Source organism: Sphingomonas folli, assembly GCF_019429525.1.
GTDB classification, from domain to species: domain Bacteria; phylum Pseudomonadota; class Alphaproteobacteria; order Sphingomonadales; family Sphingomonadaceae; genus Sphingomonas; species Sphingomonas folii.
Genome location: NZ_JAHXZL010000003.1, coordinates 164,003 through 190,194, shown reverse-complemented (window position 1 = coordinate 190,194; position 26,192 = coordinate 164,003). Strand labels below are relative to the sequence as shown.

Annotated in this window: 23 protein-coding genes; 10 read left to right on the top strand and 13 right to left on the bottom strand. The window is 72.0% G+C overall.

All coding sequences use genetic code 11. From position 1 onward, the window contains the following. Window positions 1-10 precede the first annotated feature (10 nt). Entirely contained in the window at window positions 11-1,582 is a 1,572-nt protein-coding gene (locus KZ813_RS05855; RefSeq protein ID WP_219754031.1) for an OprO/OprP family phosphate-selective porin, read from the bottom strand. Beyond that, on the bottom strand, window positions 1,579-2,646 hold the full coding sequence (locus KZ813_RS05850; RefSeq protein WP_219754030.1) for an ABC transporter substrate-binding protein: 1,068 nt from the start codon (window positions 2,644-2,646) through the stop codon (window positions 1,579-1,581). Before KZ813_RS05850 ends, KZ813_RS05855 begins: the two co-directional genes overlap by 4 nt. Window positions 2,647-2,747: 101 nt before the next feature. Here KZ813_RS05850 and KZ813_RS05845 point away from each other — a divergent pair, with 101 nt between their 5' ends. The 4 genes from KZ813_RS05845 (at window position 2,748) to KZ813_RS05830 (ending at window position 8,029) form a co-directional block, all read left to right on the top strand. Beyond that, complete coding sequence (locus KZ813_RS05845) at window positions 2,748-3,413, top strand: response regulator (protein WP_219754029.1); 666 nt, start codon at window positions 2,748-2,750, stop codon at window positions 3,411-3,413. Further along, entirely contained in the window at window positions 3,403-4,794 is a 1,392-nt protein-coding gene (locus tag KZ813_RS05840; RefSeq protein WP_219754028.1) for a sensor histidine kinase, read from the top strand. Before KZ813_RS05845 ends, KZ813_RS05840 begins: the two co-directional genes overlap by 11 nt. Before the next feature lie 100 nt (window positions 4,795-4,894). Further along, window positions 4,895-6,304: an alginate export family protein gene (locus tag KZ813_RS05835; protein WP_219754027.1), complete on the top strand. Its 1,410-nt coding sequence runs from the start codon at window positions 4,895-4,897 to the stop codon at window positions 6,302-6,304. Between the two features lie 60 nt (window positions 6,305-6,364). Beyond that, complete coding sequence (locus tag KZ813_RS05830; protein ID WP_219754026.1) at window positions 6,365-8,029, top strand: inorganic phosphate transporter; 1,665 nt, start codon at window positions 6,365-6,367, stop codon at window positions 8,027-8,029. A 15-nt stretch (window positions 8,030-8,044) separates the two neighbouring features. Here KZ813_RS05830 and KZ813_RS05825 read toward each other — a convergent pair whose 3' ends face one another. Continuing rightward, complete coding sequence (locus KZ813_RS05825; RefSeq protein WP_219754025.1) at window positions 8,045-8,353, bottom strand: hypothetical protein; 309 nt, start codon at window positions 8,351-8,353, stop codon at window positions 8,045-8,047. A 136-nt stretch (window positions 8,354-8,489) separates the two neighbouring features. Here KZ813_RS05825 and KZ813_RS20055 point away from each other — a divergent pair, with 136 nt between their 5' ends. From KZ813_RS20055 to KZ813_RS05805, 3 genes are read left to right on the top strand one after another with little or no spacing between them, the layout of a single operon-like run. Continuing rightward, on the top strand, window positions 8,490-10,241 hold the full coding sequence (locus tag KZ813_RS20055; protein WP_308461794.1) for a tryptophan-rich sensory protein: 1,752 nt from the start codon (window positions 8,490-8,492) through the stop codon (window positions 10,239-10,241). Then, window positions 10,238-10,594 carry a thiol-disulfide oxidoreductase DCC family protein gene (locus KZ813_RS05810; protein WP_219754024.1) on the top strand — a complete coding sequence of 119 codons (357 nt, stop codon included), beginning with the start codon at window positions 10,238-10,240 and terminating at the stop codon, window positions 10,592-10,594. Before KZ813_RS20055 ends, KZ813_RS05810 begins: the two co-directional genes overlap by 4 nt. Further along, on the top strand, window positions 10,591-11,085 hold the full coding sequence (locus tag KZ813_RS05805; protein ID WP_219754023.1) for a DUF427 domain-containing protein: 495 nt from the start codon (window positions 10,591-10,593) through the stop codon (window positions 11,083-11,085). Before KZ813_RS05810 ends, KZ813_RS05805 begins: the two co-directional genes overlap by 4 nt. A gap of 28 nt (window positions 11,086-11,113) precedes the next feature. On the opposite strand, the gene KZ813_RS05800 is transcribed toward KZ813_RS05805, so the two are convergent. The 5 genes from KZ813_RS05800 to KZ813_RS05780 form a co-directional block, all read right to left on the bottom strand. Then, a complete protein-coding gene (locus KZ813_RS05800) occupies window positions 11,114-11,887 on the bottom strand; it encodes an SDR family oxidoreductase (RefSeq protein ID WP_219754022.1) in 774 nt (257 codons plus the stop codon). Window positions 11,888-11,970: 83 nt separating this feature from the next. After that, window positions 11,971-12,903 (bottom strand): alpha/beta hydrolase, encoded by a 933-nt coding sequence (locus KZ813_RS05795; protein ID WP_258046451.1) that lies wholly within the window; start codon window positions 12,901-12,903, stop codon window positions 11,971-11,973. Between the two features lie 62 nt (window positions 12,904-12,965). Beyond that, the gene (locus KZ813_RS05790; protein WP_219754021.1) at window positions 12,966-13,994 is read right to left on the bottom strand and encodes an oxidoreductase; all 1,029 of its coding nucleotides are present in this window, start codon (window positions 13,992-13,994) and stop codon (window positions 12,966-12,968) included. 37 nt (window positions 13,995-14,031) lie between these two features. After that, window positions 14,032-14,661 (bottom strand): LysE family translocator, encoded by a 630-nt coding sequence (locus KZ813_RS05785; RefSeq protein WP_219754020.1) that lies wholly within the window; start codon window positions 14,659-14,661, stop codon window positions 14,032-14,034. 145 nt (window positions 14,662-14,806) lie between these two features. Next, entirely contained in the window at window positions 14,807-15,553 is a 747-nt protein-coding gene (locus KZ813_RS05780) for an N-acyl amino acid synthase FeeM domain-containing protein (RefSeq protein WP_219754019.1), read from the bottom strand. 621 nt (window positions 15,554-16,174) lie between these two features. Here KZ813_RS05780 and KZ813_RS05775 point away from each other — a divergent pair. Continuing rightward, complete coding sequence (locus KZ813_RS05775) at window positions 16,175-16,726, top strand: FxDxF family PEP-CTERM protein (protein ID WP_219754018.1); 552 nt, start codon at window positions 16,175-16,177, stop codon at window positions 16,724-16,726. Window positions 16,727-16,812: 86 nt separating this feature from the next. On the opposite strand, the gene KZ813_RS05770 is transcribed toward KZ813_RS05775, so the two are convergent. Continuing rightward, on the bottom strand, window positions 16,813-19,326 hold the full coding sequence (locus KZ813_RS05770; protein ID WP_219754017.1) for a beta-glucosidase family protein: 2,514 nt from the start codon (window positions 19,324-19,326) through the stop codon (window positions 16,813-16,815). Between the two features lie 86 nt (window positions 19,327-19,412). Then, entirely contained in the window at window positions 19,413-21,806 is a 2,394-nt protein-coding gene (locus KZ813_RS05765; protein ID WP_219754016.1) for a TonB-dependent receptor, read from the bottom strand. 159 nt (window positions 21,807-21,965) lie between these two features. On the opposite strand from KZ813_RS05765, the gene KZ813_RS05760 reads away from it, so the two are divergent. Further along, a complete protein-coding gene (locus tag KZ813_RS05760) occupies window positions 21,966-22,628 on the top strand; it encodes a hypothetical protein (protein ID WP_219754015.1) in 663 nt (220 codons plus the stop codon). Window positions 22,629-22,816: 188 nt separating this feature from the next. Here KZ813_RS05760 and KZ813_RS05755 read toward each other — a convergent pair whose 3' ends face one another. After that, window positions 22,817-23,500, bottom strand: coding sequence for a YiaD family glycine zipper/OmpA-like lipoprotein (locus KZ813_RS05755; protein WP_219754014.1), 684 nt, complete (start codon window positions 23,498-23,500; stop codon window positions 22,817-22,819). Window positions 23,501-23,662: 162 nt separating this feature from the next. On the opposite strand from KZ813_RS05755, the gene KZ813_RS05750 reads away from it, so the two are divergent. After that, window positions 23,663-24,958: a hemolysin family protein gene (locus KZ813_RS05750; protein WP_219754013.1), complete on the top strand. Its 1,296-nt coding sequence runs from the start codon at window positions 23,663-23,665 to the stop codon at window positions 24,956-24,958. 41 nt (window positions 24,959-24,999) lie between these two features. Here KZ813_RS05750 and KZ813_RS05745 read toward each other — a convergent pair whose 3' ends face one another. Together KZ813_RS05745 and KZ813_RS05740 are read right to left on the bottom strand one after the other, a co-directional pair. After that, window positions 25,000-25,458 carry a GreA/GreB family elongation factor gene (locus tag KZ813_RS05745; RefSeq protein WP_219754012.1) on the bottom strand — a complete coding sequence of 153 codons (459 nt, stop codon included), beginning with the start codon at window positions 25,456-25,458 and terminating at the stop codon, window positions 25,000-25,002. Then, the gene (locus KZ813_RS05740; protein WP_219754011.1) at window positions 25,455-26,165 is read right to left on the bottom strand and encodes a helix-hairpin-helix domain-containing protein; all 711 of its coding nucleotides are present in this window, start codon (window positions 26,163-26,165) and stop codon (window positions 25,455-25,457) included. The genes KZ813_RS05745 and KZ813_RS05740 overlap by 4 nt, the downstream gene beginning before the upstream one ends. Between the last annotated feature and the right edge of the window lie 27 nt (window positions 26,166-26,192).

The following is a 26,192-nucleotide window of genomic DNA, read 5'->3' as shown; positions in this document are numbered from 1 at the left end:
GCGGAGGCGATCAGAAGGTGACGGCGACGCGCGCGCTGACGGTCTCGCCGTCGTCGGCGCCGGTGACCGCGCCGGCGCGGTTGTCGGTGTCCCAATGGATCGCGTTGACCTGGATGCGGGTGAAGCTGTTGAGATACCAGTTGGCGCCCAGCGTCGCGGCCCAGCCGCGGCCGCCGGTCGCCAGATCAGTATAGTCGAGGTTCTCGTAGCGCGCGGTCAGCTCGATCGCGCCGGGGCCGCCCTCGAAGATCGGGCGCAGCACGCGCGGCTGGCCGAAGCTGCCCAGACGCGGGTTGTACGGCGGCAGGTCGCCGGTGATGAACCAGCCGCCCGACAGGCTATAGGCCTTGCTCACGAAGTCGGGCCGGCCACCGTCGAGCCGGGCGTGGCGCTCGCCGGCCTCGCCCATCAGCCACACCGGGCCCAGATACCCGCCCAGCTCCGCGCCGTAGCCGGTGGTGCCGGTGCCGCCGGTGAGCGGCCCGGTGGCGACCCGCAGCGCCCCGTTGAAGCGGCCGCCGATCACGGTGTTGCGCGTCAGCGTCGTGGCGGCGGAGGACAGCCCCTCGTCGAAGCCCCACAGGCCCAGGTGGAGCACGCCGCGGTCGCTCTTGACCGGGTTCCAGTGCGCGCGCCCGAGCACGGTGCGGCTGTCGCTGACCGACTGGTTGCCGTCGACGCGGTCGCCCGTGACGGTCAGCGAGGCGTGACCCGATCGCCAGAACAGTCGCGGCATGACGCCGATGCCGTAGAAGCCACGCTGCGGGATGATCGCGGTGGAGACGGTGCTGCGCTCGAGGAAGGGCGTCGAGTCGGAGCCGGTCGAGCCCTCGAAGGCGCGGTCGTTGAACAGGTGGCCGGCGCGCACGTCGTAATCGAGCCCGCGCGCGATCCGGTCGCGCCAGCCGATGAAGGCGGTGACGATATCGACCTCGTTCTCGGAGAAGTCGGTCTCGAACTGGTAGAAGAAGTGTGTGCCGACGCCGCCCTCGATGCCGAGGCGGAGCGCGCGCATCCCGGTGGTGGTGATGTTGCGGCCCTTGTCGCGCGAGCCGAACGACGAGCTGACGTCGGCGAGGATGCGCCCGCGCGGCTTGAACGTGTAGATGCCGTCGGCGGAGTGGAAGACGGGCAGGCCCGAGCCCCATTCGGTGGTCACCCCGGCCTCGTTCGCCTCGCGCGCGCGCGCGACGTCGCGCTCGGCCGGGCCGGGCGGCACCAGCTGCGGCGCGTAGGGGGAGGTGACGATCGGCCGGTCGCGCTGCGCCAGCTGCGTCGGCGCGGGTAGGCTTGTCACCGCGGGGCGATCCATCGCGCCCGACCCGTCAGCGCGCTCCTGCGACGGCAGAAGCCCAGGGCCACCAGCGCCGTCCCCTTGGCCCTGCGCTGCGGCGTTCGCCGGAGCATGGCCGGTGTGGGATGGATCGGCCTCGAGCCGGTCGAGCCGCGCCTTGAGCAAGGCGATCTCGGCGGCCTGGGCGCGCACCAGTGCTTCCAGGTCGCCCTGGCCGGCGGTCTGCGCGGTCGCGGGCGCGGCGGCGAGGAGCGCGACGAGCGCGCTGGCGGTGGTGAAGGTCGTCACGGGCGGGGGGCTTCCTGGGCGAGGGTGGTGCGCCACTCGGCGAGGAACCGCCGGCGCTTGATGGTGTCGAGGTTGACCAGCAGCTGCGGGCCGACGCGGATCGGGCGGAGATGTGCCGGGTTCAGCCGCGGCGCGCGCACGTCGGTGCGGACCGGCAGCAGCCAGGCGCGCGCGAGCAGCGTCTGCCCCGCGCGCGACAGCAGGAAATCGAGGAACAGCCGCGCCGCGGCGGGATGCGGCGCGTCGCGGCCGACGAAGGCGACGCGCGAGGCGATGATCGAATAGTCGCGGAAGAAGGCGACGCCGAGCCGCGGGTCGCGCTGGGCGCGCGCGAGCGCGTAGGCGCCCACCACGTTGTAGCCGATCGCCGCGCGCCCCTCCGCGACCGCGTCGAGCGTGGGGCTGACGGTGGCCGCGAGCAGCGGGCGGGTCGCCGCGATCGCCGCGAGCAGCGAGCGCGTGTCGTTGGTGGTCGCCCAGTCCTCGGCGAGGTAGAGATAGCCGACGTTCGAGCGCGCCGGGTCATAGGTGGCGACGCGGCGGTGCGCGGGGTCGGCGCGGAGGAAGCGCTCGAGCGCCTCGTGCGTCCGTGGCACGTCGGCGCGCGCGACCTGGCGGCGGTTATAGACCAGCGCGACCGGCTCGGCGGTGATGCCGTAGCCGATGTTCTTCCACACCGCCGCGGCGGGCAGCGCGGGCTTCTCGGGGCTCTGATAGGCCTGGCCGTAACCGTCGTTGATGAGCTTGACCTGCAGGTCCATCGCCGAGGACCAGATCAGGTCCGCGCGCGCCACGCCGGCGCGGCGCTCGGTCACGACGCGGCGGTAGATCTCGCGCGATTCTAGGTCGTGATAGGCGACCGCCACGCCCGGGTAGCGCTGCCGGAAGGCGGCGATCACCGCCCGCATCGACGCGGCATCGGCGTTGCCGTAGACGCGCACGCCGCCCTCGGCGCGCGCCTCCGCGATCAGCGCGTCGTAGGAGCGCGGGTAGCCGGCGGGCCGCTGCGCCGCGCCGGGCGCCGCGAGCGCCAGAAGGGATAGGATGAACAGCGCCACGCGCATCTCGAAGCTCCTCTCGCTTCCCGCCTCTGCGTTCGGGTAAGCTGACCGATCATGGGCTACGTCCTCAACCTGTCAGCAACCTTTCAGCGCGCGCCGCGATCGTGCGCATCCTGATCGTGGAGGACGATGCCGCGCTCGCGCGCAGCCTGGTGGCGTTGCTGCGCGGCGCCGGCCACGCGGTCGACCATGTCGCCACCGGCGAGGACGCGCTGATGGTCACCGCGGGGGAGCCCTACGCGCTGGTGGTGCTCGACGTCGGCCTTCCGGGGCAGGACGGTTTCGCGGTGTTGCAGGCGCTGCGGCGGCGTGGCGAGCGCGTGCCGGTGCTGATGCTGACCGCGCGCGACGCGCTCGACGACCGCGTGCGCGGGCTCGACCTCGGCGCCGACGATTATCTGCGCAAGCCGTTCGCGCCGGTCGAGCTGGAGGCACGGATCCGCGCGCTGGGACGACGCCGCGGCGGCGATCCCACGCCCGAGCTGGTGGTCGGCGCGCTGACGCTCAACCGCTCGAGCGGCGAGGCACAGGTCACGGGGCGCGCGCTCGACCTGCGGCGGCGCGAGTGGGCGGTGCTCGACGCGCTGGCGACGCGCGCCGGCCAGATCGTGCCGCGCGAGACGCTGCTGGCGGAGGTGTTCGGCTTCGACGAGCCGGTCGGGCCCAATGCGCTCGAGGTCAATATCACGCGTCTGCGCGGCAAGCTGGCACCGGACGGGCCGGCGATCCGCACGGTCCGCGGGATAGGGTATATCTTGGATGCGGGCTGACCGTCCGCGCGCGGTGGCGCTGCGCACGCGGCTGCTCGCCGCGCTGCTGGCGCCGCTGCTGGCGATCGCGGTGCTGCTCGGGGTCGCCGGCGCGGCGCTGATCGCCGACGTGGTGCGGCGGACCAACGATCGCGTGCTGGGCGGCGCGCTCGGCGCGATCGCCGAGACGGTGCAGGTGGAGCGCGGCGAGGTGACGCTCGACCTCCCCGCGGCGGCGTTCGGCATGCTGGAGAACAATGAGCGCGACAACGTCTACTACCGTATCGCGGTCGGCGAGCGCCTGCTCACCGGCTACGGCGACCTGCCCGCGCCGCCCGCCGGGGCGGAGGTGGCCGACACGCCGCGCTTCCGCTACGCGCGCTTCCGCGGGCAGGACGTGCGGATCGCCGAGGTGCGCCGCGAGCTGCCGCGCGTCGACGCGCCGGTGATCGTGCAGGTGGCCGAGACGCTGGACAGTCGCGCCGCGCTGCGCCGTCGCCTGCTCGGCGCGCTGCTGGGCGGCGAGGCGGTGCTGGTGGGAATGGCGCTGCTGCTGATCCGTCCCGCGCTCGCGTGGAGCCTGCGCCCGCTGTCGCGGCTGCGCGGTGCGGTCGCCGCGCGTGACACGCGCGCCACGCCCGACCTGTCGCCGCTCGAACCCGGGCCGCTGCCCGCCGAGCTGCTGCCGCTCGCCGACGCGTTCGACAACCTGCTCGCGCGGCTGGACGTCGCGACCGCCGGGATGCGTCGCTTCACCGCCGACGCCTCGCATCAGATGCGCACGCCCTTGTCGGTGCTCAAGATCCAGGTCGCGCTGGCGCGGCGCGGCGACCCCGCCGCACTTCCCGAGATCGCCGACGCCGCCGACCGGCTCGAGCATCTCGTCGCGCAGCTGCTGGCGCTCGCGCGCGCCGAGGAGGCGGGCACCTCGCCGCCGCTCGAGCCGGTCGAGCTGCGCGCGCTCGCGATCGCGGTGCTCAACCGCCGCATCGCGCAGGCGATCGAGGCGGGTGTCGAGGTCGACCTGCGCGCGCCGGCGGAGGGCGTGACGATCGCCAGCCACCGCACCTTGCTCTTCGAGATCCTGTCCAACCTGGTCGACAACGCGATCCGCTACCATCGCCGCGGCGGCAACGTGATGATCGCGATCGAGCGCGACTCGTCGGGGGTCGCGCTGTCGGTCGCCGACGACGGCCCCGGCCTGTCGGACGCGGACATCGCGCGGGCAGGGGAGCGCTTCGTGCGGCTGACGAGCAGCGCCGGGCGGGACGGCAGCGGGTTGGGGCTGGCGATCGTGCGCTCGGCGGCGCAGCGGCTCGGCGCGGCGGTCGAGATCGAGAACACGCGTCCCGGCCTGCGCGTGACGCTTCGCTTGGCGGGCGCGGATCACGGCGGGCGCTGAGCGGTCCGGCGGCGTGCCTCTCGTCTCCAGCCTCGCGATGAAGCGAAGAAAACTCGACTATTGTCATTAAACAGACGTTAATTGTTTCCAAACGTGTCTGATGACGCACGCCTCCCGGCTCCTCGCGCTCGCGGCGCTGCTCGCCGGCACCGGCACCGCGGCGGCGCAGTCGCTCCCGGCCTCGCCCGCCTCTTCGGTGGAGAAGCCGGGCAAGGAGGAGACCGCCCCCAAGGAGGACTCGAGCGGGCTGATCGTCACCGCCTCGAGCCGGCTGCGCTACGAGACGGTCGACGGCCGTCCGCGCCCCGACGAGGCCACCGCGGAGGACGCGGTGCTGCTGCGCACTGGCGTCGCGATCGAGTACGGGCCGGGCCCGCTCGCGATCGGCGCCGAGCTGATCGACAGCCGCGGCTACGACCTCGGCTCCGGCACGCAGATCGGGCGCGACGACGTCAACGCGCTCGAACTGCCCCAGGCCTATCTCAAGTGGCGGGTCGACGACACGCCCGGGATCGGCGGGCGGCTGGCGGTGCAGGCGGGTCGCTTCCTGCTCAACCTGGGCTCCGGCCGGCTCGTCGCCACCGACGAGTACCGCAACACCGTCAACGGCTTCACCGGCATCCAGGTGGAGGTGGACCCGGATCGCGAGCGCGCGCTGACGCTGTTCTACGTCCTGCCGCAGGAGCGCCTGCCCGACGTCGCGGCCGAGATCCGCCGCAACAAGGTCCAGCTCGACCGCGAGACCTTCCGCGACGTGCTGTTCGGCGCCTGGGCCCGGCGCAAGGGGCTGTTCGGCGGGGCGCAGCTGGAGCTCGGCGTCTACCGGTTGGTCGAGCGCGACTCGCCCGGCCGCTCGACCGCCGACCGGCACCTCACCACGCTCGACCTGCGCGTCGTGCGCGAGCCCGCCGCGCGCGTGATCGACTATGACGCGGAGGGGGCCTATCAGGTCGGCCGCGCCAGCGCCTCGACGATGGCGGACGCCAGGAACGCGCGCGTCGCCGCGGGCTTCGCGCACCTGGCGGTCGGCTACACCTTCGACGCGGCGTGGAAGCCGCGGCTCGCGCTGTTCTACGATTACGCGAGCGGCGACCGCGACGGCGGGCGCTTCAACCGTTTCGACACGCTGTTCGGCAGCCGGCGCGACGACCTCGGCCCCTCGGGCACCTACTCGGGGGTGGCGCGCGAGAACCTGAGCGCGCCGGGCGTGCGCCTCGACGCCAAGCCGGGCAAGCGGGTCGAGCTGCTCGCCGACTATCGCGGCCTATGGCTCGCCTCGCGCACCGACCGCTTCTTCAACGTCACCGACGCGACCGGCGGGTCGGGCCGCTTCGCCGGGCAGCAGCTCTCCGGCCGCGCGCGGCTGTGGCTGGTGCCCGAGCATCTGCGGCTGGAGAGCAATTTCGCGCTGCTGTTCAAGGGCGGCTTCCTCAAGGACGCGCCCGCGGCGCTGGCGCGCGACCGCGACCAGGTGCGTCTGTTCGAGGTTAATCTTCAGGCGACCTTCTGATTCCGGAGCGAACGGCAGGTCCAGGCGTATCGGCAGCGATCGAAGCAGGAGCAGGGCGCGATGACGGCAGCGACGACATCCACGGCGATCGATCGCGGTGACCCCGCGACGGCGTCGGGCCCGCGGATCCACCTCGATCGCAAGGTGCATCCGGCCGCGGCGATCGGCTTCCTCGTCGTGCTGCTGGCGGGGCTGGCCTATGCCGGCACCAGCATCGTGCTCGACACGCAGCGCGTCGGCGAGCCGCTCGCGATCGGCGCCTTCCTGTTCCTCGGGCTGGCGCTGCTGATCGCGCTCGGCTTCGAATTCGTCAACGGCTTCCACGACACCGCCAACGCCGTGGCGACGGTGATCTACACCCACTCACTCAAGCCGCTGGTGGCGGTGATCTGGTCGGGCAGCTGGAACTTCATCGGCGTGATGGTCTCCACCGGGGCGGTGGCGTACAGCATCATCACGCTGCTGCCGGTCGACCTGATCCTCAACGTCGGCAGCGCGGGCGGCTATGCGATGATCTTCGCGCTGCTGATCGCGGCGGTGCTGTGGAACCTCGGCACCTGGATGCTGGGGCTGCCCAACTCGTCGAGCCACGCGCTGATCGGCTCGGTGCTGGGCGTCGGCGTCGCCAACCAATGGCTGTCGTCGGGCCCGGGCGGCGCCTCGGGGGTGGAGTGGGGCCAGGCCGAGAGCGTGCTGCTGGCGCTCCTGGTCAGCCCGGTGATCGGCTTCGTCGGCGCGATGCTGCTGCTGTGGGCGATGAAGCGCGTGCTGCCCGACCGTCAGCTCTACGAGGAGCCCGAGGCGGACCGGCCGCCCCCGTTCCACATCCGCGCGCTGCTGGTGTTCACCTGCACCGCGGTGAGCTTCGCGCACGGCAGCAACGACGGGCAGAAGGGCATGGGACTGATCATGCTGATCCTGATCGGCGTGGCGCCGACCGCCTATGCGCTCAACCGCACCATGCCCGACAGCTCGACCCCCGCCTTCATCCAGTCGGCGGCGAGCGCGCAGCGCGTGTTCCGCGCCAAGGCCGCGGGTACCGAGGTCGCGCCCGAGCGCGCGCGCGCGGTGCTGCAGGACGCGTTGCGCACCAAGACGACCGACACGCCGCGCGTCTATGCCGCGCTCGACACCGTCTCCACCGAGATCGCGAGCGATCTGCGCAACTACGGCTCGCTCCGCAAGGTGCCCGCGGCGCAGACCAAGAACGTCCGCAACGAGATGTACCTTGTATACGATAATCTACGTTTGATGACCGAGGACAAGGAGGCGGCGGCGCAGCGCTTCCCGAATGGCGGCGACAAGGCGCTCAGTGGCTACCAGCACCTGCTCGAGAAGGGCACGCGTTACATCCCGACCTGGGTCAAGGTGGCGGTGGCGCTGGCGCTCGGGCTCGGCACGATGATCGGGTGGAAGCGCATCGTCGTCACCGTCGGCGAGAAGATCGGCAAGACGCACCTCACCTATGGCATGGGCGCGGCGGCCGAGCTGGTCGCGGCGAGCACGATCCTGCTCGCCCAGGTGAAGGGCATGCCGGTCTCGACCACGCACATCCTCTCCAGCGGCGTCGCCGGCACGATGGTGGCGGACGGCGCCGGGCTGCAGCGCAGCACCGTGCGCAACATCGCGCTGGCGTGGATCATGACGCTGCCCGCGGCGATGCTGCTCGCGGGCGTGCTCTACGCGCTGCTGCTCGCAGTGGTGCGCGGGCTCGGGCTGAGCTGAGCCGCGACCGCCGGCTCAGGCCTCCGGCTGCTCGCCGAACGAGAGCGCCTCCGCCGAGCCGACCTTGGTCTCGCCGGCGAACAGCTGGTCGAGCCGCTCGCGCACCTCGCGACGATAGTCGTGCTGGCCGCGGCGGCGCGGCCCGGCGACCGACACCTCGTCGGCGATCGCGTCCTTGATCCGGGTCAGCGCGGCTTCCGGCAGCACGCCGGCGTCGCGCAGCTCGACGCAGAGCTGGACCAGCCCCACCGCGGTGGCCTGCGCGCGCAGGCCGACGTTGACCATGTCGAAGTGCAGTCGCTTCTGCTTGTCGATCGATGACATTCGACCTCTCCTCTCCGTCACCCCCAACGCGCGAACGCAGGCCTCCGCTGCGTCCGCCGCGCGACGGCCGGGATCGCGGTCGCGTCGCGGCCCCTTTCGCGCGCTCCCGCGTTAGCGGCGCGAAGGAGAAGACCGCGTGGCCAACAAGGTCCTGATCACCGGCGCGAGCGTCGCCGGCAACACGCTCGCCTGGTGGCTCGGGCGCGCCGGGTTCGAGGTCACGGTGGTCGAGCGCGCGCCCGCGTTCCGCGACGGCGGCCAGAACGTCGACGTCCGCGGTGTCGGACGCGAGGTGATGCGACAGATGGGGCTGGAGCAGGCCGCGCTCGCGCACGGCACCGGCGAGGAGGGAACCGCCTGGGTCGAGGCGGACGGGCGCATCGCCGCGCGCTTCCTCACCGATGAGCTCGGGCGCGACGGCCCGACCGCGGAGATGGAGATCCTGCGCGGCGACCTCGCGCGGCTGCTGTACGACGGCGCGCGGGACCGCGCGCGGTATCGCTTCGGCGACCATGTCATCGAGATCGCCCAGGACGACGACGCGGCCGACGTCCGCTTCGCCGGCGGCGCGCGCGAGCGCTACGACGCGGTGATCGTCGCCGAGGGCGTCGGCTCGGCCACGCGCGAGCTCGTCTTCCCGGGCGAGAACCGGCCGCGCTGGATGGACATGACGATCGCCTATTTCACCATCCCGCGCTCGGACGAGGACGATCGGCTGTGGCGCTGGTATCACGCGCCGGGCGGCCGCAGTGTCTCGCTCCGCCCCGATCGCCACGGCACGACGCGCGCGATGCTGACGGTGCAGAAGCGGCCCGAGGGCGAGCAGGAGTGGGACGGCGATCGACAGCGAGCGTGGCTGGGCGAGACCTTCGCCGACGCCGGCTGGCAGGCGCCGCGCGTGCTCGCCGGGATGCGGGACACGTCCGACTTCTACTTCGACGTGCTCCGCCAGGCGCGGATGCCGCGCTGGTCGTCGGGTCGGGTCGCGCTGTGCGGCGACTCGGCCTGGTGCGTCACCCCGCTCGGCGGCGTCGGCACCACGCTCGCGGTCACCGGCGCGCGCGTGCTGGCGGGGGAGCTGGGCCGCGCGCGCGACGTCGCCGCCGCCTTCGCCGCCTATGAGCGCGCGATGCGGCCGATGGTGAAGAAGGCGCAGGGTGTGCCGAAGCTGGCGCCGCGGCTCGCCAACCCGCACAGCCGCACCGGGATCCGCGTGCTCCACGCGGTGATGGCGTTCGCCAGTCAGCCCGCGGTGACCGCGGCGGCGGGGCGGCTGTTCGGCGGGGGCGACGACTCGGCGCCCGACCTGACGCGCTACCCGGCGCCGGGCGCCCTCGACGCGCCCGCCGCGTCGGAGCGGGGCGAGGTCGCCGCGCCGCCCGGCACCGGCGCCTGGTCGCCCGTGGCGGCGCTGGCGCTCGTCGGGGTGGTGCTCGGCGCGAGCGCGGTGCTGGGCCGCCGCAACGCGCCTGATCCCACGCACCCGACGATCCGTCGCTGGTATCGCCGGCTCGACAAGCCCGGCTTCACGCCGCCGGACGCGGTGTTCGGCGCGGTCTGGCCGGCGCTCGAGGTGGGACTCGCGATCGGCGGTTATCGGCTGCTGCGCCGGCCTGCGGGCGCGCGTCGTGACGCCGCGGTCGCGCTGTGGCTGGCCAACACGGCGATGATCGGCGGGTGGAGCGAGCTGTTCTTCCGGCGCCGGCGACTCGGCGCCAGCGCCGCGGCCTCGGGCGCGATGGTCGCCTCGGGCGCGGCGCTCGTCGCCGCCGCGGCGCGGGTCGATCGGCCCGCGGCGGCGCTGGCGGTGCCCTATGTCGGCTGGCTCGGCTTCGCCACGCTGCTCGCCGAACGGATCCGCCGCGACAATCCGGCGCGCGGGCGATGAGCCGGGTCACCGTCTGGCACGACGGCGCCTGCCCGCTGTGCCAGCGCGAGGTCGCGCTGATGCGTCGGCTCGACCGGCGCGGGCGGATCCGCTTCGTCGACGCGACGACGGCCGGAACGTGCCCGCTCGACCGCGCGACGATGCTCGCGCGCTTCCACGCGCAGGAGGCCGGAGGCCCGATCGTCTCGGGCGCCGAGGCGTTCGCGACGATGTGGCGCGCGATCCCGCTGCTGCGCCCGCTCGGTCTGGCGGCGCGCCGCCCCGCGGTGCTGGCGCTGCTGGAGCGGCTCTACCGACGCTTTCTGCGGGTCCGGCCGCGATTGCAGCGCTGGGCCGGGCGCGCCGCGGCATGAGGCCGGTGCGCGCGCCGGTCGGGCCCGGCCAGGAGAGCGTGTGGGACTATCCGCGCCCCGCCGTCGCGGCGCCGAGTCGCCGCCACGTCCGTGTCGATCACCGCGGCGAGGTCGTGGCCGACACGCGCGCGGCGGCGCGGACGCTGGAGACGAGCCACCCGCCGAGCTGGTACCTGCCGCCCGCCGACGTCAATCTGGCATTGCTGCGCCCGTCGGCGCGGCGCTCGTTCTGCGAGTTGAAGGGCGAGGCGGTCTACTGGCACCTCGCGGTCGGCGACGAGCTGCTGCGCGACGTCGCTTGGAGCTACCCTGACCCGACGCCCGGCTTCGCGCTGCTGCGCGATCACCTCGCTTTCTACGCCGCGCCGCTGGACCGCTGCACGGTGGACGGCGAGGTGGTCACCCCGCAGCCGGGCGGCTTCTACGGCGGCTGGATCACGCCCGACGTCGCCGGGCCGTTCAAGGGCGTGCCCGGCAGCATGGGCTGGTGAGATCACCGGCCCATGCCGCGGGGCGCGATCAGGAGCCGCCCGCGGCGCGCTGCTGCGCGGCGCGCTCGGTCAGCGTCTTCAGCGTCTCGTCGAAGCGGCCCTCGCGCTCGGCCTGACGCAAAAACTGCACCTCGTCGACCAGGATCTCGCGCGGCGTCGGCTGCTGCGCGAACTGCGCCGCGACCGCGTCGGCGAAGGCCTCGAGCGGCATATAGCCGGGTCGATTGGCCTGGCCCGGCGTGAGGTCGGTCCGCACCCCGGGCGGCGCCAGCTCGATCACCTCCACCTTGCCGGCCAGCTGCGTGCGCAGCGAGACCGTGTAGGAGTGGATCGCCGCCTTGGTCGCCGAATAGGTCGGCGCCGCCACCAGCGGCACATAGGCGAGGCCCGAGGTGACGGTGACGATCGCGGCGTCGGGCTGCGCGCTGAGATGCTCGACCAGCGCGTCGGTCAGCCGGATCGGGCCGAGCAGGTTGATCGCGACCGTCGCCTCGGCGTCGGCGAGGTCGCGGCGCGCGGTGAGGTCCTCGAACTTCATGATCCCGGCGTTGTTGAACAGCACGTTGAGCGCGGGGAAATCGGCGACGACCTGGCGCGCGAAGGCGTCGATCGCGCCGGGGTCCTCGACGTCGAGCGTGACGACGTGGATCCGCTCGCGCCCCGCCGCGGCCTGCTCGAGCGCGTCACGCCGACGCCCCGCGATGATGACGGTGTCGCCGCGGTCGTGGAAACGATGCGCGAGCGCCTCGCCGATGCCGCTGCCGCCGCCGGTCATCAGGATCGTGTTGCCGCTGCTCTTCATGGTGGGTTCGCTCCGGATCGCGAGGGGAAGGACCGCCGCACAATGATCGGCGCGGCGGATCGTTCACGGCGGGGCGGCGACGCTCATCGCGCGACCGGCTGGTCCCGCCAGATCCACCGGAGCGCCGCGGGCAGCAGCGCGCCGCCGTCCGCGTCCGAGTGGCCGCCCGCCGTCCACCGGTAGCGGACGTCGTAGCGCGGGCCGGGCTGGCGCTGCGCGTCGGCATGGCCGTTGGCCCAGGCGAGCGCCTTGACCATCTGCTGGTTCGCGAGGAACCAGTTGCCGTGCTCGTTGTCGAGGTCGGCGCTGCCGTCCTGGAAGAAGACGCGGAGCGGGCGGATCGGCGACTTGCGGATCAGCCCGGGATAGACGTCCCCGCCGAGCGTCACCGGCGTGCCGTCCGGACCGAGACGGAGGCCGATCGACGTATAGCTGCCGATGAAGCTGATGACGTCGCCGAACGCCTCGGGATGCCGCCACGCCACCGTCCAGGCGGCGATCGCGCCGCTCGAGGTGCCGCCGATCGCGCGGCGACGGGGTTCCGCGGTGAAGCGCCAGCGGCGTGAGACCGCCGGCAGCAGCTCGTCGAGCGTCATCCGCGCGTAATCGTCCGAGAGGGCGTCATATTCCTCGACGCGATGGTCGGGGTTCTGCATGCCCAGGTCGGTCGGGTAGGTGGCGGCGCGGTGTCCGGGGGTGACGAAGACGCCGAGCGTCGGCGGCAGCGCACCGCCGCGGATCAGCGTGTCGAGCACCGCCGGGACCTTGAGCGAGCCGGTCGGGTTGGTCGCGCGCTGACCATCCTGGAAGAGCAGCAGGTTGGGCGGGCGCGCCGGATCGTAACCGGGCGGAACATAGACCCAGTACCGCCGCACGGTGCCCGGATAGACGCGCGAGTGGAGCTCGAACGGCCCCTCCAGCCTGACCGCGCCGGTGGGGAGAGGAGCGGGGGCGGCAGAGGCGGCGAGGCTCCCCGCCGCCATCGCCAGCATCGCCGTGATCCGGATCGTGCGCATCGCCCCTCCTGGTCCGCTGCAGCCTAGCAGAGTGACCGGGGGAAGGAAGCGACGGCGCCGCGCTAGAGCGTGATCTCGCGCCGCTCCGCCGCGCTGCGCAGCCCGGCGTCGAGCACTTCCATCACCGCGAGTGCCTCGTGCGGCGGCACCGGGTTCGGTCCCTCGCCGCGGATCGCCGCCGCCAGCGCCGACCAGAACAGCCGATAGTCGCCGCGCCGGTTGGGCACGCGCGTGGCGGCGACCCCCGCCGCGCCGGGCGTGAGCAGCCCCTCGACCGGGTCGTGGCCCCAGTCGTCGCCGCCCGGGCGCCGCCCGGCGACCGTCGCCGCCTCCTGCGGGTCGAGCCCGTGCTTGACCCAGCTGCCGCGCGTGCCGTGGACCGCCAGGCGCAGGCCGTGGTCGGCGGCGAGCTTGCTCGAGTGAAGCGTCACGCGCCGGTCGGGATAGCGCAGCGTGGCCTGGAAATAGTCGGGGGCTGGCGCGTCGCGGCGCAGCGTCGCGATGTCAGCGGCGATCGCGCACGGGCGGCCGAACAGCAGCAGCGCCTGATCGACCAGGTGAGGACCGAGATCGAGCCACGATCCCCCCGCGCGCGCTTCCTTCCAGGTCGTCGCCGGGATCGGGCGCCAGCGATCGAAGCGGCTCTCGTAGCTCACCACCTCGCCCAGCGTGCCCGCCGCGATCAGCCCGCGCAGCGTGAGGAAGTCCGCGTCCCAGCGACGGTTGTGGAAGACGGTGAGCAGGCGCCCGGCGCTCTCCGCGGCCGCGACGAGCGCGCGCGCGTCGGTGAGCGCGGTCGCGAACGGCTTATCGACCAGCACGTGCTTGCCCCCCGCCAGCGCGGCGCGCGCGTGCGCGGCATGGAGCGAATCGGGGCTGGAGACGATCACCAGCGCGATCGCGTCGTCGGCGAGCAGCGCCTCGACGCTGGGCAGGACGCGCGCCTCGGGCAGGTCGGCGTGGACCTTGGCGGGGTCGCGCGAGACGATGCCGCGCAGTGCCAGCCCCGGCGTGGTCGTGACATAGGGCGCGTGGAAGGCGCGCCCGCCGAGGCCGTAGCCGACCAGTCCGACCCCGATCATGTCCGCCATGCGCGTCGCTCCGAGTACCGTGGATGATTCGTCCCGATCAGGCCGGCTTCACGCTCAGCAGTGCGAGGCCGAAGCCGATGAAGATCGTGCCGGTGAGGCGGTCGAAGCCGCGGCGGATCGCCGGGCGCGTCAGATGACGTGCCAGCGACCGTCCGCCGAGCGCATAGGCCGCGTACCACCCCGCCTCGACCGCCGCGAAGCTCAGTACGAGGACGAGGAACTGCGGCGGCTTGGCCCGCGCCGGATCGATGAACTGCGGCAGGAACGCGGCGGCGAACAGGATCAGCTTGGGGTTGCTGATGCCGATCGCGAAGCCGCCGCGGAAGAGCGCCGCGCGCGACCACCGCGGCGCCAGCTCGCCCGCGCCGACGTCGAGCGGCGCCGCCTCGGCGCGCCACGCCCTGATCCCGAGATACACCAGATAGGCGGCGCCGGCGTAGCGCAGCGCCGCGAACGCCCCGGGCACCGCGAGCAGCAGCGTGGTGAGCCCGGCTGCGGAGGCGGCCAGCACCGACACGACCGCGGCGAGGCATCCCGCCATCGCCGCGACGCTGCGCCGCAGCCCGAACTGCAGCGAGCGCGTCATCACGTGGAGCATGTTCGGCCCGGGGGTACCGGAGAGCAGGAACACCGCCCCGACGAAGAGCCACCAGGTGTGAAGCGCCAACCCTCGTCCTTCCCCGTCACCCGACCGTCGCGGCCTAGCGCGCGATCGCGTCGAGATCGAGGTCCTTGTCCCGCCTCATCTCCGTCGCCCCGTCGGCGCGGCGGGGCGAACGCCCCGCTTCATCGCACCCGCCGCCGGCCGCGGATCAGGCGTGGCCGAGCGCGACGCCGGCGTCGATCGCGTTGGGCTGGCGCTGGCTCGCGACCGCGGCGCGGTGCGCCTGTGCGGCGGAGAGGCCGCCGCGCTCCATCTTCAGCCGCACGTCGCTCTCGATCTCGCCCGAGAGGAAGAAGGGGTAGAGCGACCGCTCGCTGACGCCGCTGGCCGAGCGCGTGTACTCGTCGACCTGCGCGCGGATCTGCGCGACCTCGAGGTGCATCAGCTGCGACGGCGCGCCGACGTCGGCGTTCTCCTTCAGCCCGCCCACGCGATCGAAGCCGAGCATCGCCTCGTAGAAGCGGCGGTGACGCGGGTTCACCTCGATGAACAGGTCGGTGCAGTCGTAGCGGCACTCACCGTAGATGAAGATGAAGTGGAAGAAGGCGGCGAGGATCGCCTTCGACTGCACCGACGTCTCGAAGGCGAATTTGGTGAGCTCGCACAACTGCGCGCCCGGCACGCGGCGGTAGGTGTTGAGCTCGTTGCGGAAGGTGTGGTCGATCTCCATCCCGGCGGGCGAGTCCACCCCGAGCGTCAGCGTGCCGACCAGTTCACCGTCGATGAAGGCGGTGAAGGTCGAATGGGTCGCGCTGGTCGGGATGCTGTGAGTCTCGCCGTACCCGCGCCAGCCGTAACGCTTGTTGAGCAGCGATCGTGCTGCAGCGCGGTCGGCCTCGCCGGCGGCGACCTTGATCACCAGCGCGTGCTTCTGGCCGTCGTTGCCGGGGATCATGGTCGAGAAATGGAACGCCTGACGCAGTGGAGCCAGGGCGTTCTCAAGCAGAGCAGAAGATGAGCCGTCCATGTGTCGGCCCAGGTCAAGGGAGCGTGGCGGCATACATCACCTTTGGATCGAGGAACCGTTTTCGACAGTCGGATTTTGGACACGTGCGATCACCGCCGCGGCCGCGATGATCGCCGCAGACACATTATCCCGCTCGGAATCCAGCAGTCATGCCAGATACCGCACGTACATCACTGACAGGCTAATCCTCTCAACCGGCACCAGGACTGGCGCGCGACTGATCCGCGTCTGAACTAACTTGGACCCCTAGTTTTATCGTTCGTGTTTCATCAGCACGTTGAGCGAGTTCGTAACGGCATCCTCGCTAGAGCAGATTTAGTTAACAGGTCCTAGTCGGTCCGAGGCGGCGAAAGGTGAGTCGTGCGATTTCTCGGATGGACGCTGCGATCGCCTCCACCAAAGTTCCGCGATGCAATGCTTTTTTGTTGCAATGCGATTGCCCCGAATGGGAGCAGCTATCGTTAATTTTTTGTTCATCCCTTCGGGGGGGCTGTGTCATAGCGACGCTAGGCACATGACATCAGCCGACTCGAAGCAAAGGGAGTTCCTATGAAAAAGCTCGTTGCCATCACCATGGCGGCCGCTGCGGCGCTGGGTGCCGTCTCGGCCGAGGCGGCCACCTTCCCGGTCGGCTCGCCGAACTTCACCGCGACCGCCGGCGCCGGCGGCACCTTCTCGGGTGCGTTCAAGAACACCGGCATCGCCGCCGGCGAGTTCTCGGACACCTTCACCTTCACGCTGCCGTCCGACGGTCTGGGCAGCGGCACGGTGACCACCAGCGTCACCGACCTCGGTTCGGTCAACGACCTCGATTTCACCTCCGTGACGATCAACGGCTCTGCCGCCAAGATCACGAAGACGGAAGAGGGCCGCTTCGAGGTCGCTTTCGTCAACAACGTGCCGATCGTCGCGGGTCAGCTGAACCGCCTCGTCGTCAACGGCCTGTCGCGCGGCAACGGCGCGTACGGCGGCCAGGCGACCTTCACCCCGGCGGCGGTGCCTGAGCCCGCCACCTGGGCGATGATGATCATGGGCTTCGGCGTGGTCGGCTACGCGATGCGTCGCCGCCGCACCGCGGTGCGCTTCAGCCAGGCCATCTGATCGGCGTCGGCGGTAACCCCGCCGATAGCTGAAGCGAGGGAGGACGACGCCGCGCGGCGCCGTCCTCCTTCTGCGTTAAGGGCGGCTCAGCGCGTGACGCTACCCGCCTCGACGAGGTCGCCCAGCGCCGACGAGGTGCCGAGCCGCAGCACGTAGCGGCCGCGCGGCGTGATCCAGGCGTGCTGCGTCTTGCTCCACACGCTCATCGGGTGGTGGCTGGCCGCCGGATCGACCGCGATCGTCACCCGTCGCGTCTCGCCGGGTGCGAGCGTGACTCGCTCGAAACCGACCAGCCGCCGTGGCGGCTGCGACAGGCCCAGCGCGTCCGCGCTCGGCGGCAGCGTGAGATAGGCCTGCACCACCTCGGTCCCCGCGCGTGCGCCGGTGTTGCGCACCGTGACGCTCGCGCGCAGCGTGCCGTCCGCGCCGGCAGGTTCGAGCCGCGGCGCGCTCGCACTGAAGCGCGTGTACGACAGGCCATGCCCGAACGGGAAGGCGACACAAAGCGTCGACTTGCAACGCGAATCGTACCAGCGATAGCCGATCGCCAGCCCCTCGCTGTAGGTGACCGTCTGCGTCCGACCGTCGCCCGCCGGGATCCCGGGAAATTGTGCTGGCGCGATCGAGTCGAGGAAGCCGCGCCCGGCGAGCGGGAAGGTGACGGGCAGCCGCCCGGTCGGCTCGGCGCGGCCGAGCAGCAGGTCGGCGACGATGTTGCCGTCCTCCTGGCCGGGGAACCAGACCTCGAGGATGGACGGGCCGCGCGCGCCGAGCAGCGCGGGATCGAGCGCGACGCTGGCATTGTCCTTGAGCACCAGCACCGTCTTCGCCGGCATCGCCGCGGCGGTGGTGGAGCGCGCCGCGAGGATGGCGGACAGCATCGCCCCCGTGCCGCTCGACCGCGCCGGGTTGGGTTGCTCGCCGTCGGCGGTGGCGATCGCGCTCGGCTTGGCGACATACCAGTCGAGTGACAGGCCGGCCGACGCGGGCTGGGCGAGCCGGTGGCCGTCCTTGCCGGTGAAGCTGGCGCGATCGGCGCCCTCCTCGGCGTTGGTCCCCGCCATCACCACCACCGCGTCCGCCGCGGCGATCCGCGCGAGCGCCTCGTCGAAGGAGGCCGTGGCGCCGTCGATCGTCGCGGTGCGGTTGGCGTCGTCGACCAGGATCAGGCTGACGGCGGCGTCGGCGCGCCCCGCCGCGCGCAATCCGGCGCGCAGGCCGTCGAGCGGCGTCACCGTATAGTCGGGCACCACGTCGGAGCTGCCGCCGCCCGCGCCCATCGGCCTGCCCAGGATCGCGCCGCCCGCGATCGCCTGCTGCGCGTAGGGCTGGGTCGCCTTGCCGACCAGCGCGATCGTGCGCGCGGTGGGCGCCAGCGGCAGCGCGCCGTTGTTCTGCAGCAGCACCGCGGCGCGCGCGCCGATCGAGCGCGCGGCGCGGCCGCCCGCGGCATAGTCGATCGGCGTCTGGCGCAGGGGTCGGTCGAAGATGCCCGCCTTGAACACCTGCGTGTAGCGGCGCTCCAGCGCACGGTCGATCTGCGCCGGCGCGATCGCATTCTCGGCGAGCGCCGCGGTCAGCTTCTCGGGCGCCCAGTGGATCGGGGTCGGCATCTCATGGTCGAGCCCGGCGTCGAGCGCGGGCGCGGTGCTCTTCTGCGCGAAGAAGTCGGTCTGGACGTAGCCGGTGAAGCCCCAGTCGTCGCGCAGCACGCCGGTCAGCATCGGCTTGTTGGCGCAGGCCTGCAGCCCGTTGAGGAAATTGTACGAGCACATGACCGCGGCGACCTTGGCGTCCCTCACGCTCATCTCGAACGGGATCAGGTACAGCTCGCGCAGCACCTGCTCGTCGACGCTCTCCTGGATCGTCATGCGGTTCGTCTCCTGCTCGTTGGCGACGAAATGCTTGGCCATGGCGATGATGTTGCCGGCCTGGACGGCGCGGATCTCGGCCACCGCCATCGTGCCGGCGAGATAAGGGTCCTCGCCGAAATACTCGAAGTTGCGGCCCAGGATCGGCAGCCTGGCCAGGTTCATGCCCGGCGCCTCGAAGACGTGGAGCGCCAGATCGTTCATCTCGCGCGCGATCACCGCGCCGAAATCGCTCGCGACCCGCGGGTCGAACGAGGCGGCGACCGCCATCGCCGAGGGCAGGGCGGTCGCCTTGGCCGAGCTGGGATCGGTGTAGGCGCGGAACATGGATCGCCGATCCGAGGTCATCGAGTCGCGCACCGCCAGCGACACGCAGTCGTTCTGGCCGACGCCGACCGGACCGTTGGTGATGCGGAACGTGGGGATCGCCAGCGCGGCGATGCCGTCGACGTGGCGCGCGCCGAAGCAGGTCGGCAGCTCGGGCAGCACCGAGGGCGGGCTGCCGGTGAGCTGCTGCATCTTCTGCGGCAGCGTCATCGCGCCCACCAGCGCGCGGGCACGCTCGCGCGCCACCGCCTCGCGCGCGTCGTCGGACTGGCCCGCGCGCTGCTGCTCGACGAGTGCGGGCGCCATCCAGGCGAGCGAGGCCGGCGCCTGCGCCGCGATCGGCCCCGAGAGCGCCGACGAGACCAGCAGCGCCAGCGCGCCGCGACGAGACCATGCCGCCATCCTCATCCTCCCTGTCACCGTCGGCTATGCCGATCGGTATTGGCCTTACCAGATGTCAGGGAGGTTGCCCAGCGTCCGCGGCGCGATCAGAGACGGAGGCGCAGCGTGCCGCCGATCGTGCGCGGGTCGCTCGGCGTGCCCAGGATCAGCCCCGAGTTTCCCGCCTGGATCGTCAGGTTCTGGATATAGTCGGCGTCGAGCAGGTTGCGTGCCCAGACGAGCAGCTCCAGCCCATCGGCGAAGCGGTAGCCGATGTTGGCGTTGGTGAGATTGTAGCCGCGTATGTAGGTGTAACGCGACAGGCTCGGGTCACCGTTATAGCCGCTGCGCGAGGCGGTATCGACGTGCAACGTCAGCGCGCCGGCACCGATCGGGCGGACATAATCGAGCCCCGCGGTGATCGCGAGGCGCGGGAGCGAGGCGAGGCGGCGCCCGGTCAGGCTGCACTGCGTCGTCGCCGCGCTCTGCGCCTCGAGCGGGCAGGGGCCGGCGGGATAGTCGCTGTAGCGGCCCTCCGAATAGGCCGCGCTGGTGCGCGCGCTCAGCCCGGGCAGGATCAGCGCGGTGAGATCGGCCTCGACGCCCTTCACGGTCACCTCCGGGATGTTCGAGAGATAGCCGCGCAGCTGCACCGTCTGGGTCAGCGAGTTCTCCACCACGGTCGCCTGGAAGTCGTGAACCTTCGTGTAGAAGGCGTCGACGTTGAGGATCAGCCGGCGGTCGAACAGCGTGTTCTTGACGCCGACCTCATAGGTCTCGTTGCGCTCGGGGCGCACCACCGCGGTGGCGAGCACCGGCTGATTGCTGTTGTCGAGCGGCAGACCCGACATGTTGATCCCGCCCGATTTGAAGCCGCGCGCGTAGCTCGCATAGGCCATGGTCCGCTCGGTCACCTGCCAGGCGAGATTGCCGCGGCCCGAGAGGCTGCCGTCGCTGTCGTGGGCCTCGTAACGTTGCGGCCGCAGCACGCCGAGCCGCGCGTTGATCAGCGCGGTGCTGCTGGTCGCGGGACCGCCGGAGACGGTGGTGGTGTAGTAACCGTCCTTCTCCTCCTGCGTGTAGCGTAGACCGAGCGTGGCGGTGACCGCGGGGACGATCCGGTAGTTGACCTCGCCGAAGGCGGCGTAGCTGAGACTGCGGAAGTCGGTGCGCCCGTCCTGACCGTAGCCGTCGAGCAGGTTGGACGGCACCGGCGTGTTGTTGGCGCCGGTGGTGGTGCCGATCAGGTAGCGCGCGGCGGCGGGCCCGTAGATGCTGATCGGCCGGCCGGTCAGCCGCTGGCGGAAGCCGTAGAGACCGGCGACGTAGGACAGTGGCCCGTCGCCGCTCGAGGCGAGCCGCAGCTCCTGGCTGTACTGGTCCTGGCGCGAGGGGATGTGCTGCGACAGCTGCACCGCCAGGCCGGTATAGTCGCGGTCGTTCTCCGCGTCCCAGTTCCAGAAGCGCCAAGCGGTGACCGAGGTGAGCGTGGCGAAACCGAGGTTCCAGTCGGTGATCGCGCTCACGCCGCCCTCGTTGGTGTCGACGCCGAGCGGCCCGTCGATGTCGGTCCTGCGATCATAGGGGTTGGTGCTGGCGGGGGCATAGCCGAACTGCGCGGCGAGGCCATTTGCGCCACCGAACTGGCGGGCGGCGGCGCGGAGGCTCTGCCCCGTGCGCAGGTAGACCTGGGTACAGCAATAGGCCTGGAAGTTGGTGAAATCGGCGATCAGGCGCATCTGGATCGTGTCGTCGGGCCTGAACAGCAGCTGTCCCCGCACCGCCTGGGTGCCGAGCGTGTTGGCGTCCCGCCCGCTACGCACGTTGTCGAGCACGCCGTCGCGTCGGGTCGCGACGGCGGAGAGGCGATAGGCGATGCTGTCGTTGATCGGCCCCGAGACCCAGCCCTTGGCCTGGACGAGATCGTAGCTGCCATAGGACAGCTCGGCGAAGCCCTCCTGCGTGAAGCTGGGCGCGCGCGTGGTGACGTTGAGCGCGCCCGCGGTCGTGTTCTTGCCGAAGAGCGTGCCCTGCGGCCCGCGCAACTCCTCGACCTGCTCGATGTCGGCGAAATCGAACGCGGCGGTGGCGGGACGCGCGTGATAGACCTGGTCGACGTAGAAGCCGACGCCGGGCTCCAGCCCGTCATTGGCCTGGCTCACCGCGACCACGCTGGAGCCGAGCCCGCGGATCGTGAAGGCGGTGTTGCGCGGGTTGGCGGAGGAATAGTTCAGGCTCGGGATCAGCGTCGTCAGCCCCTGGGTGTTCACCGTGTAGCTCTGGTCGAGCAGCGCGCCGCCCACCACCGACAGCGCCGCGGGCACGCGCTGTGCGTTCTCGGCGCGCCGTCGCGCGGTGACGGTGACGTCGGGCAGGCCGTCGGCATCGTCCTCGGCGCCGGCGGCAGGACCGGCGGGCGCGGGCAGCGACTGGGCGCCGGCGGAGGGCGCCAGCAGCGGCGCCGCCGCGGTGAGGAGCAGGGCGGAGAGACGGATCGACATGGAGTAGCACCCTTTCGGCGGCGGGTTTCGCCCCGTCCGCCCGCGCGGCCATAGCGCGGCTATATACGGCCGTATATAGCATGGCCGACGAGCCGGCACGGGTCGCCCGTCGCGCCGCAGCGTCTTGACCAGAGCCGTGCGCGATGATCGAAGGCGGGCATGAGCGAGCTTCCATCGAACGAGAACAGTGACGCCGGCACCCGCGCCGAGAAGCGCGCGGTCGAGGCGGCGGCGATCCGGCGCCGCTGGATCACATTGGGTGAGGTGCTCGCGCTGGTCGCGGTGGTGATCTCGGCGCTGACGCTGTGGAGCAACTGGAGCGACCGTCAGGACGACAAGGTCGCCAAGGCCGAGGAATCGACCCGCGCCTCCTCGCGCGCCACCACGCTGACGCTGGTGGCCTCGGCCGCGTCGAAGGACCGTATCACGCTGCGGCCGGCCTCGGACGCGCAGTCGGTGCAGAGCCAGACATTGCTGTTCCCCTCAGGGTTGGGGCTCGACCCGGTCGAGACCACGGGCGAGCCGCGGGTCGAGGGCGACTGGTTCGAGGGCGCGCTGAAGAAGGCGCGCTCGGCCGCGCACCGCCCCGACGACAGCCGCGGCGACGAGCAGATGCCGGTCGCGATCGTCACCCGCTACCTCGTCGACGGCGCGTCGCACGAGGACGTCGCGCTCTACGACATCGGCTATTCGATCAGCGGCCATCTGTTCAGCGGCCACAGCATCAGCCTGCGCGGGCTCTCGCTCGTGACGCGCGTGCCGCGCGCGAGCGCGCAGGCGCGGCTCGACGCGCGATGGGCGAGGCTGCTGCCCGCGCGCTGACGTGCCGTCCCGCGCCGTTGGCGGACGGCGTGATCCGCCGCATGCCGGAGCCCGGGGCCTCGCGCGCCGTGCGCTGTCACCCTGGGCTCTCGCCTATGCGGGAGGACGCGGTCGCGGCGCGTCGCTCACCCGTCGGGCCCCGCCGCGCGCGCCGACCGCACCGATCGCGTCGCTCGGGCCCGCGCGCCTCAGCGCGGCGGCACGTCGTTCTGCGAGATCGGCACCACCTTGATCTCCACGCGGCGGTTGGCGGCGCGGCCCTGCTCGGTGTCGTTGGTCTCGATCGGCTGGGTCTCGCCGAAGCCGCGCGTGGCGATCCGTGCCGCCTGCACCCCGTGGCTCGACAGATAATCCGCCACCGAGGTCGCGCGCCGCTCCGACAGGTCCTGGTTGTACGAGTCGCTGCCGGTCGAGTCGGTGTGGCCGTACACGTCGATATAGGTCTGCGGGTAATCCGCCAGCACGCTCGCCACCTTGTCGAGCGTGCCGCGGAACTGCGGCTGCACGTTCGCCGAATTGTACGCGAAGTTGATCCCCGACGGGATGTTGAGCAGCAGGTCGTCACCCTGGCGAGTCACCTGCACGTCGGTGCCGCGGGTGCGCTCGCGCATCTCGCGCTCCTGCTTGTCCATGTACGCGCCGATCCCCGCGCCGGCGAGGCCGCCGATGCCCGCGCCCAGGATCTTCTCGGTGCGGTCGCGTCGCCCACCGACGAGGTCGCCGAGCAGATAGCCGCCGAGCGCGCCGCCCAGCCCGCCGATCGCGGTCTTCGACACGCGTCGCTCGCCCGTCTCCGGATCGGTGGTGCAGGCCGCGACCGATACCAGCGACAGCGCGGACGCGGCCGCGACCAGCTTCGACGAGAGCTTCATGATGTTCCCTTTCCCCAGATCGATGCCGGACAACCCGACGCCGGCGACCATTGTTCCTGGCGCGCTCATGGCGCGGCGGCGCTGAATGCGCGATGACGCGGCCGCGCGCCACTTTGCGGATTGTCGCGCGCGCGCTTTGCCGCCAAGAGGGGCGCCACGAACATGCTACCGCCGTTCCCCTGGATCGACGTCGTCATCATCCTGGCGCTGGTCGCGCTCAACGGCGTGTTCGCGATGAGCGAGCTGGCGATCGTGTCGGCGCGCAAGGCGCGGCTGGAGGCGATGGCGCGGAGCGGCCGTCGCGGCGCCGCCACCGCGATCGAGCTCGCCGCCGACCCGGGCAAGTTCCTCTCCGCCGTCCAGATCGGCATCACGCTGATCGGCATCGTCGCCGGCGCGTACTCGGGCGCGAGCCTCGGCACGCCCACCGCGGCGCGGCTCGAGGCGCTCGGGCTCGGCCATGCCGCGGCCGAGCGGCTCGGCTATATCCTGGTGATCGGGCTCACCACCTACGCCTCGCTGATCATCGGCGAGCTCGTCCCCAAGCAGTTCGCCCTGCGCAAGCCCGAGACCGTGGCGGCGCTGGTCGCGCTGCCGATGGCGTATCTGGCGCGCTTCACCAAGCCGATCGTGTGGCTGCTCGACTCGACCAGTGCGCTCGCCTTCAAGCTGCTCGGTCTGACGCGCGAGAACGAGGACCAGGTCACCGCCGAGGAGCTGCACCTCATCGTCGCCGAGGCGAGCAAGTCGGGGGTGATCGAGGAGCATGAGCGCTCGATCATCTCGGGCGTGGTGCGGCTCGCCGACCGGCCGGTCCGGGAGGTGATGACGCCGCGCACCGAGGTTGAATGGATCGACGTGTCGCTCGACGACGCCGCGATCCGCGCCAAGCTGCTCGACACCGCGCATAGTCGGCTACCGGTGGCGGAAGGGTCGATCGACTCGGTCATCGGCGTGGTGCAGGCGCGCGACGTGGCGATGGCGCTCTTCCGCGGCGAGACGCTCGACGTGACGCGGCTGATGCGCCGCGCGCCGGTGGTGGTCGACCAGATCGACGCGATGGACGCGCTGGACGCGCTGCGCCGCGCCGAGGTGCCGATGGCGCTGATCCACGACGAATACGGCCATTTCGAGGGGATCGTCACCCCGGCCGACCTGCTCGCCGCGATCGCGGGTGAGTTCGTCTCCGACGCCGACCCCGACGAGGCCCCCAACGTGGTCGAGCGCGACGACGGCTCGCTGCTGGTGGCCGGCACGATGGCGGCCGACGCGCTGGCGGAGCGGCTCGGCATCGACCTGCCCGAGGACCGCGACTATGCCACCGTGGCCGGGCTGGCGCTGGCGGTGTTCCGCAAGCTTCCCGCCGAGGGCGAGAGCTTCGAGGAGCAGGGCTGGAAGTTCGAGGTGGTCGACCTCGACGGCCGCCGCATCGACAAATTGCTCGTCAGCGAGGCGTGAGCGACGTCTGAGCGGGCAGGCACGAGCCGCCACGCCGCGTCTCAGTCGCCCGTCCGGAGCACCTCGATCGCGTCCTCGCGGTCGTTGAAGGCGAGCAGTTCGCCCTCGCTCGCGCCGAGCAGCGCGCGCGCGAGCGGCGCCGATAGCGCGAGCAGCCCGGCGGCGGGATCGGCCTCGTCGTCGCCCACGATCGTGACGCGTCGCTCGCGCCCGTCGAGCGCGAAGGTCACGGTGGTGCCGAAACCCACCACGCCGTCCGCGCGCGCGGCGGTCTCGATCGCGGTGGCGCGCCGCGTCTTCCAATAGCGTAGGTCGCGCGCCACCGCCTTGCGCACCTCCTCGTCGACGGCGGCGGCGAACGACGCCTCGAGCGCGGCGACGCGCTCGTCGATCAGCGTGCGCCCGCGCGCGGTCACCAGATTGGGGCCCGGCGGGATCGGCAGCTCGAACCGCGGCTCGAGATGCTCGTCGTCGCTCTCGCGGCGGAAGGCGACGCTCATCCGAGCTTCCCGAACTGCGCCTCGTAGCCGGCCCGGTCGCCCTGCGCGAGCAGTCGCGCCTGCTCGCGCCAGCGGTCGCGCTCCATCCGCCCGGTGAACACGCCGAGCCGCGCGTCGAGCTGCGCCGCCTCGGCGTCGTCGAGCCAGGCGAGCTGGTCGACCCGCGTGATGCCGAGCTCGCCGAGCTGCGTCGCGATCTTGGGGCCGAGGCCCTTGAGCAGCGTGATCGGCTGCGCGCCGGGCGCGGTGTCCTCTCCCGCGCGCGGCGCGTCCGCCGCGGCGCTGGCCGGCGAGGCGTCGAGCGGCGCCGCGGCAACGATCGGCTCGTCGGCGAGCGGCGGCTCGGGTGGCGCCTCGTCGACGCGAGGCTCGGCCGGGGCGGCGGCGGGTCGGGGCGTCGGCTGCGAGCTTGGCCCTGCCTCCTCGACGCGGGCGCCGTCGTGCCGATCCTCACGCGGCGGTCCGGCGTCGCGCAGCAGCGACGACGTCCCGTCGGCGGTGTTGGTCGCCTCGACGCCGTCGGCCTTCAGCTCCTCGATCCGCTGCTGTTCCTCCGCCTCGGCGGCGCGGCGCTTGGCCTTGAGCCGCGCGCCCCACAGCATGGCGATCACGGTGAGCACCGCCAGCACCGCCACCAGCGCGAGCGCGATCGTGACGAGCACCTGATCCTGCGAGATCGGTTCCAGGGCGTAGCTGGAAGAGTTCATCGGCGAGTCCTAGCGTCGGGCAGCATC

Coding starts and splice junctions, on each gene's coding strand:
- KZ813_RS05850 (WP_219754030.1), bottom strand. CDS start 2,646: ATGCGCGTGGCGCTGTTCATCCTATCCCTTCTGGCGCTCGCGGCGCCC.
- KZ813_RS05840 (WP_219754028.1), top strand. CDS start 3,403: ATGCGGGCTGACCGTCCGCGCGCGGTGGCGCTGCGCACGCGGCTGCTC.
- KZ813_RS05835 (WP_219754027.1), top strand. CDS start 4,895: ATGACGCACGCCTCCCGGCTCCTCGCGCTCGCGGCGCTGCTCGCCGGC.
- KZ813_RS05830 (WP_219754026.1), top strand. CDS start 6,365: ATGACGGCAGCGACGACATCCACGGCGATCGATCGCGGTGACCCCGCG.
- KZ813_RS05825 (WP_219754025.1), bottom strand. CDS start 8,353: ATGTCATCGATCGACAAGCAGAAGCGACTGCACTTCGACATGGTCAAC.
- KZ813_RS05810 (WP_219754024.1), top strand. CDS start 10,238: ATGAGCCGGGTCACCGTCTGGCACGACGGCGCCTGCCCGCTGTGCCAG.
- KZ813_RS05805 (WP_219754023.1), top strand. CDS start 10,591: ATGAGGCCGGTGCGCGCGCCGGTCGGGCCCGGCCAGGAGAGCGTGTGG.
- KZ813_RS05800 (WP_219754022.1), bottom strand. CDS start 11,887: ATGAAGAGCAGCGGCAACACGATCCTGATGACCGGCGGCGGCAGCGGC.
- KZ813_RS05795 (WP_258046451.1), bottom strand. CDS start 12,903: ATGCGCACGATCCGGATCACGGCGATGCTGGCGATGGCGGCGGGGAGC.
- KZ813_RS05790 (WP_219754021.1), bottom strand. CDS start 13,994: ATGGCGGACATGATCGGGGTCGGACTGGTCGGCTACGGCCTCGGCGGG.
- KZ813_RS05780 (WP_219754019.1), bottom strand. CDS start 15,553: ATGATCCCCGGCAACGACGGCCAGAAGCACGCGCTGGTGATCAAGGTC.
- KZ813_RS05775 (WP_219754018.1), top strand. CDS start 16,175: ATGAAAAAGCTCGTTGCCATCACCATGGCGGCCGCTGCGGCGCTGGGT.
- KZ813_RS05770 (WP_219754017.1), bottom strand. CDS start 19,326: ATGGCGGCATGGTCTCGTCGCGGCGCGCTGGCGCTGCTGGTCTCGTCG.
- KZ813_RS05765 (WP_219754016.1), bottom strand. CDS start 21,806: ATGTCGATCCGTCTCTCCGCCCTGCTCCTCACCGCGGCGGCGCCGCTG.
- KZ813_RS05760 (WP_219754015.1), top strand. CDS start 21,966: ATGAGCGAGCTTCCATCGAACGAGAACAGTGACGCCGGCACCCGCGCC.
- KZ813_RS05755 (WP_219754014.1), bottom strand. CDS start 23,500: ATGAAGCTCTCGTCGAAGCTGGTCGCGGCCGCGTCCGCGCTGTCGCTG.
- KZ813_RS05750 (WP_219754013.1), top strand. CDS start 23,663: ATGCTACCGCCGTTCCCCTGGATCGACGTCGTCATCATCCTGGCGCTG.
- KZ813_RS05745 (WP_219754012.1), bottom strand. CDS start 25,458: ATGAGCGTCGCCTTCCGCCGCGAGAGCGACGACGAGCATCTCGAGCCG.
- KZ813_RS05740 (WP_219754011.1), bottom strand. CDS start 26,165: ATGAACTCTTCCAGCTACGCCCTGGAACCGATCTCGCAGGATCAGGTG.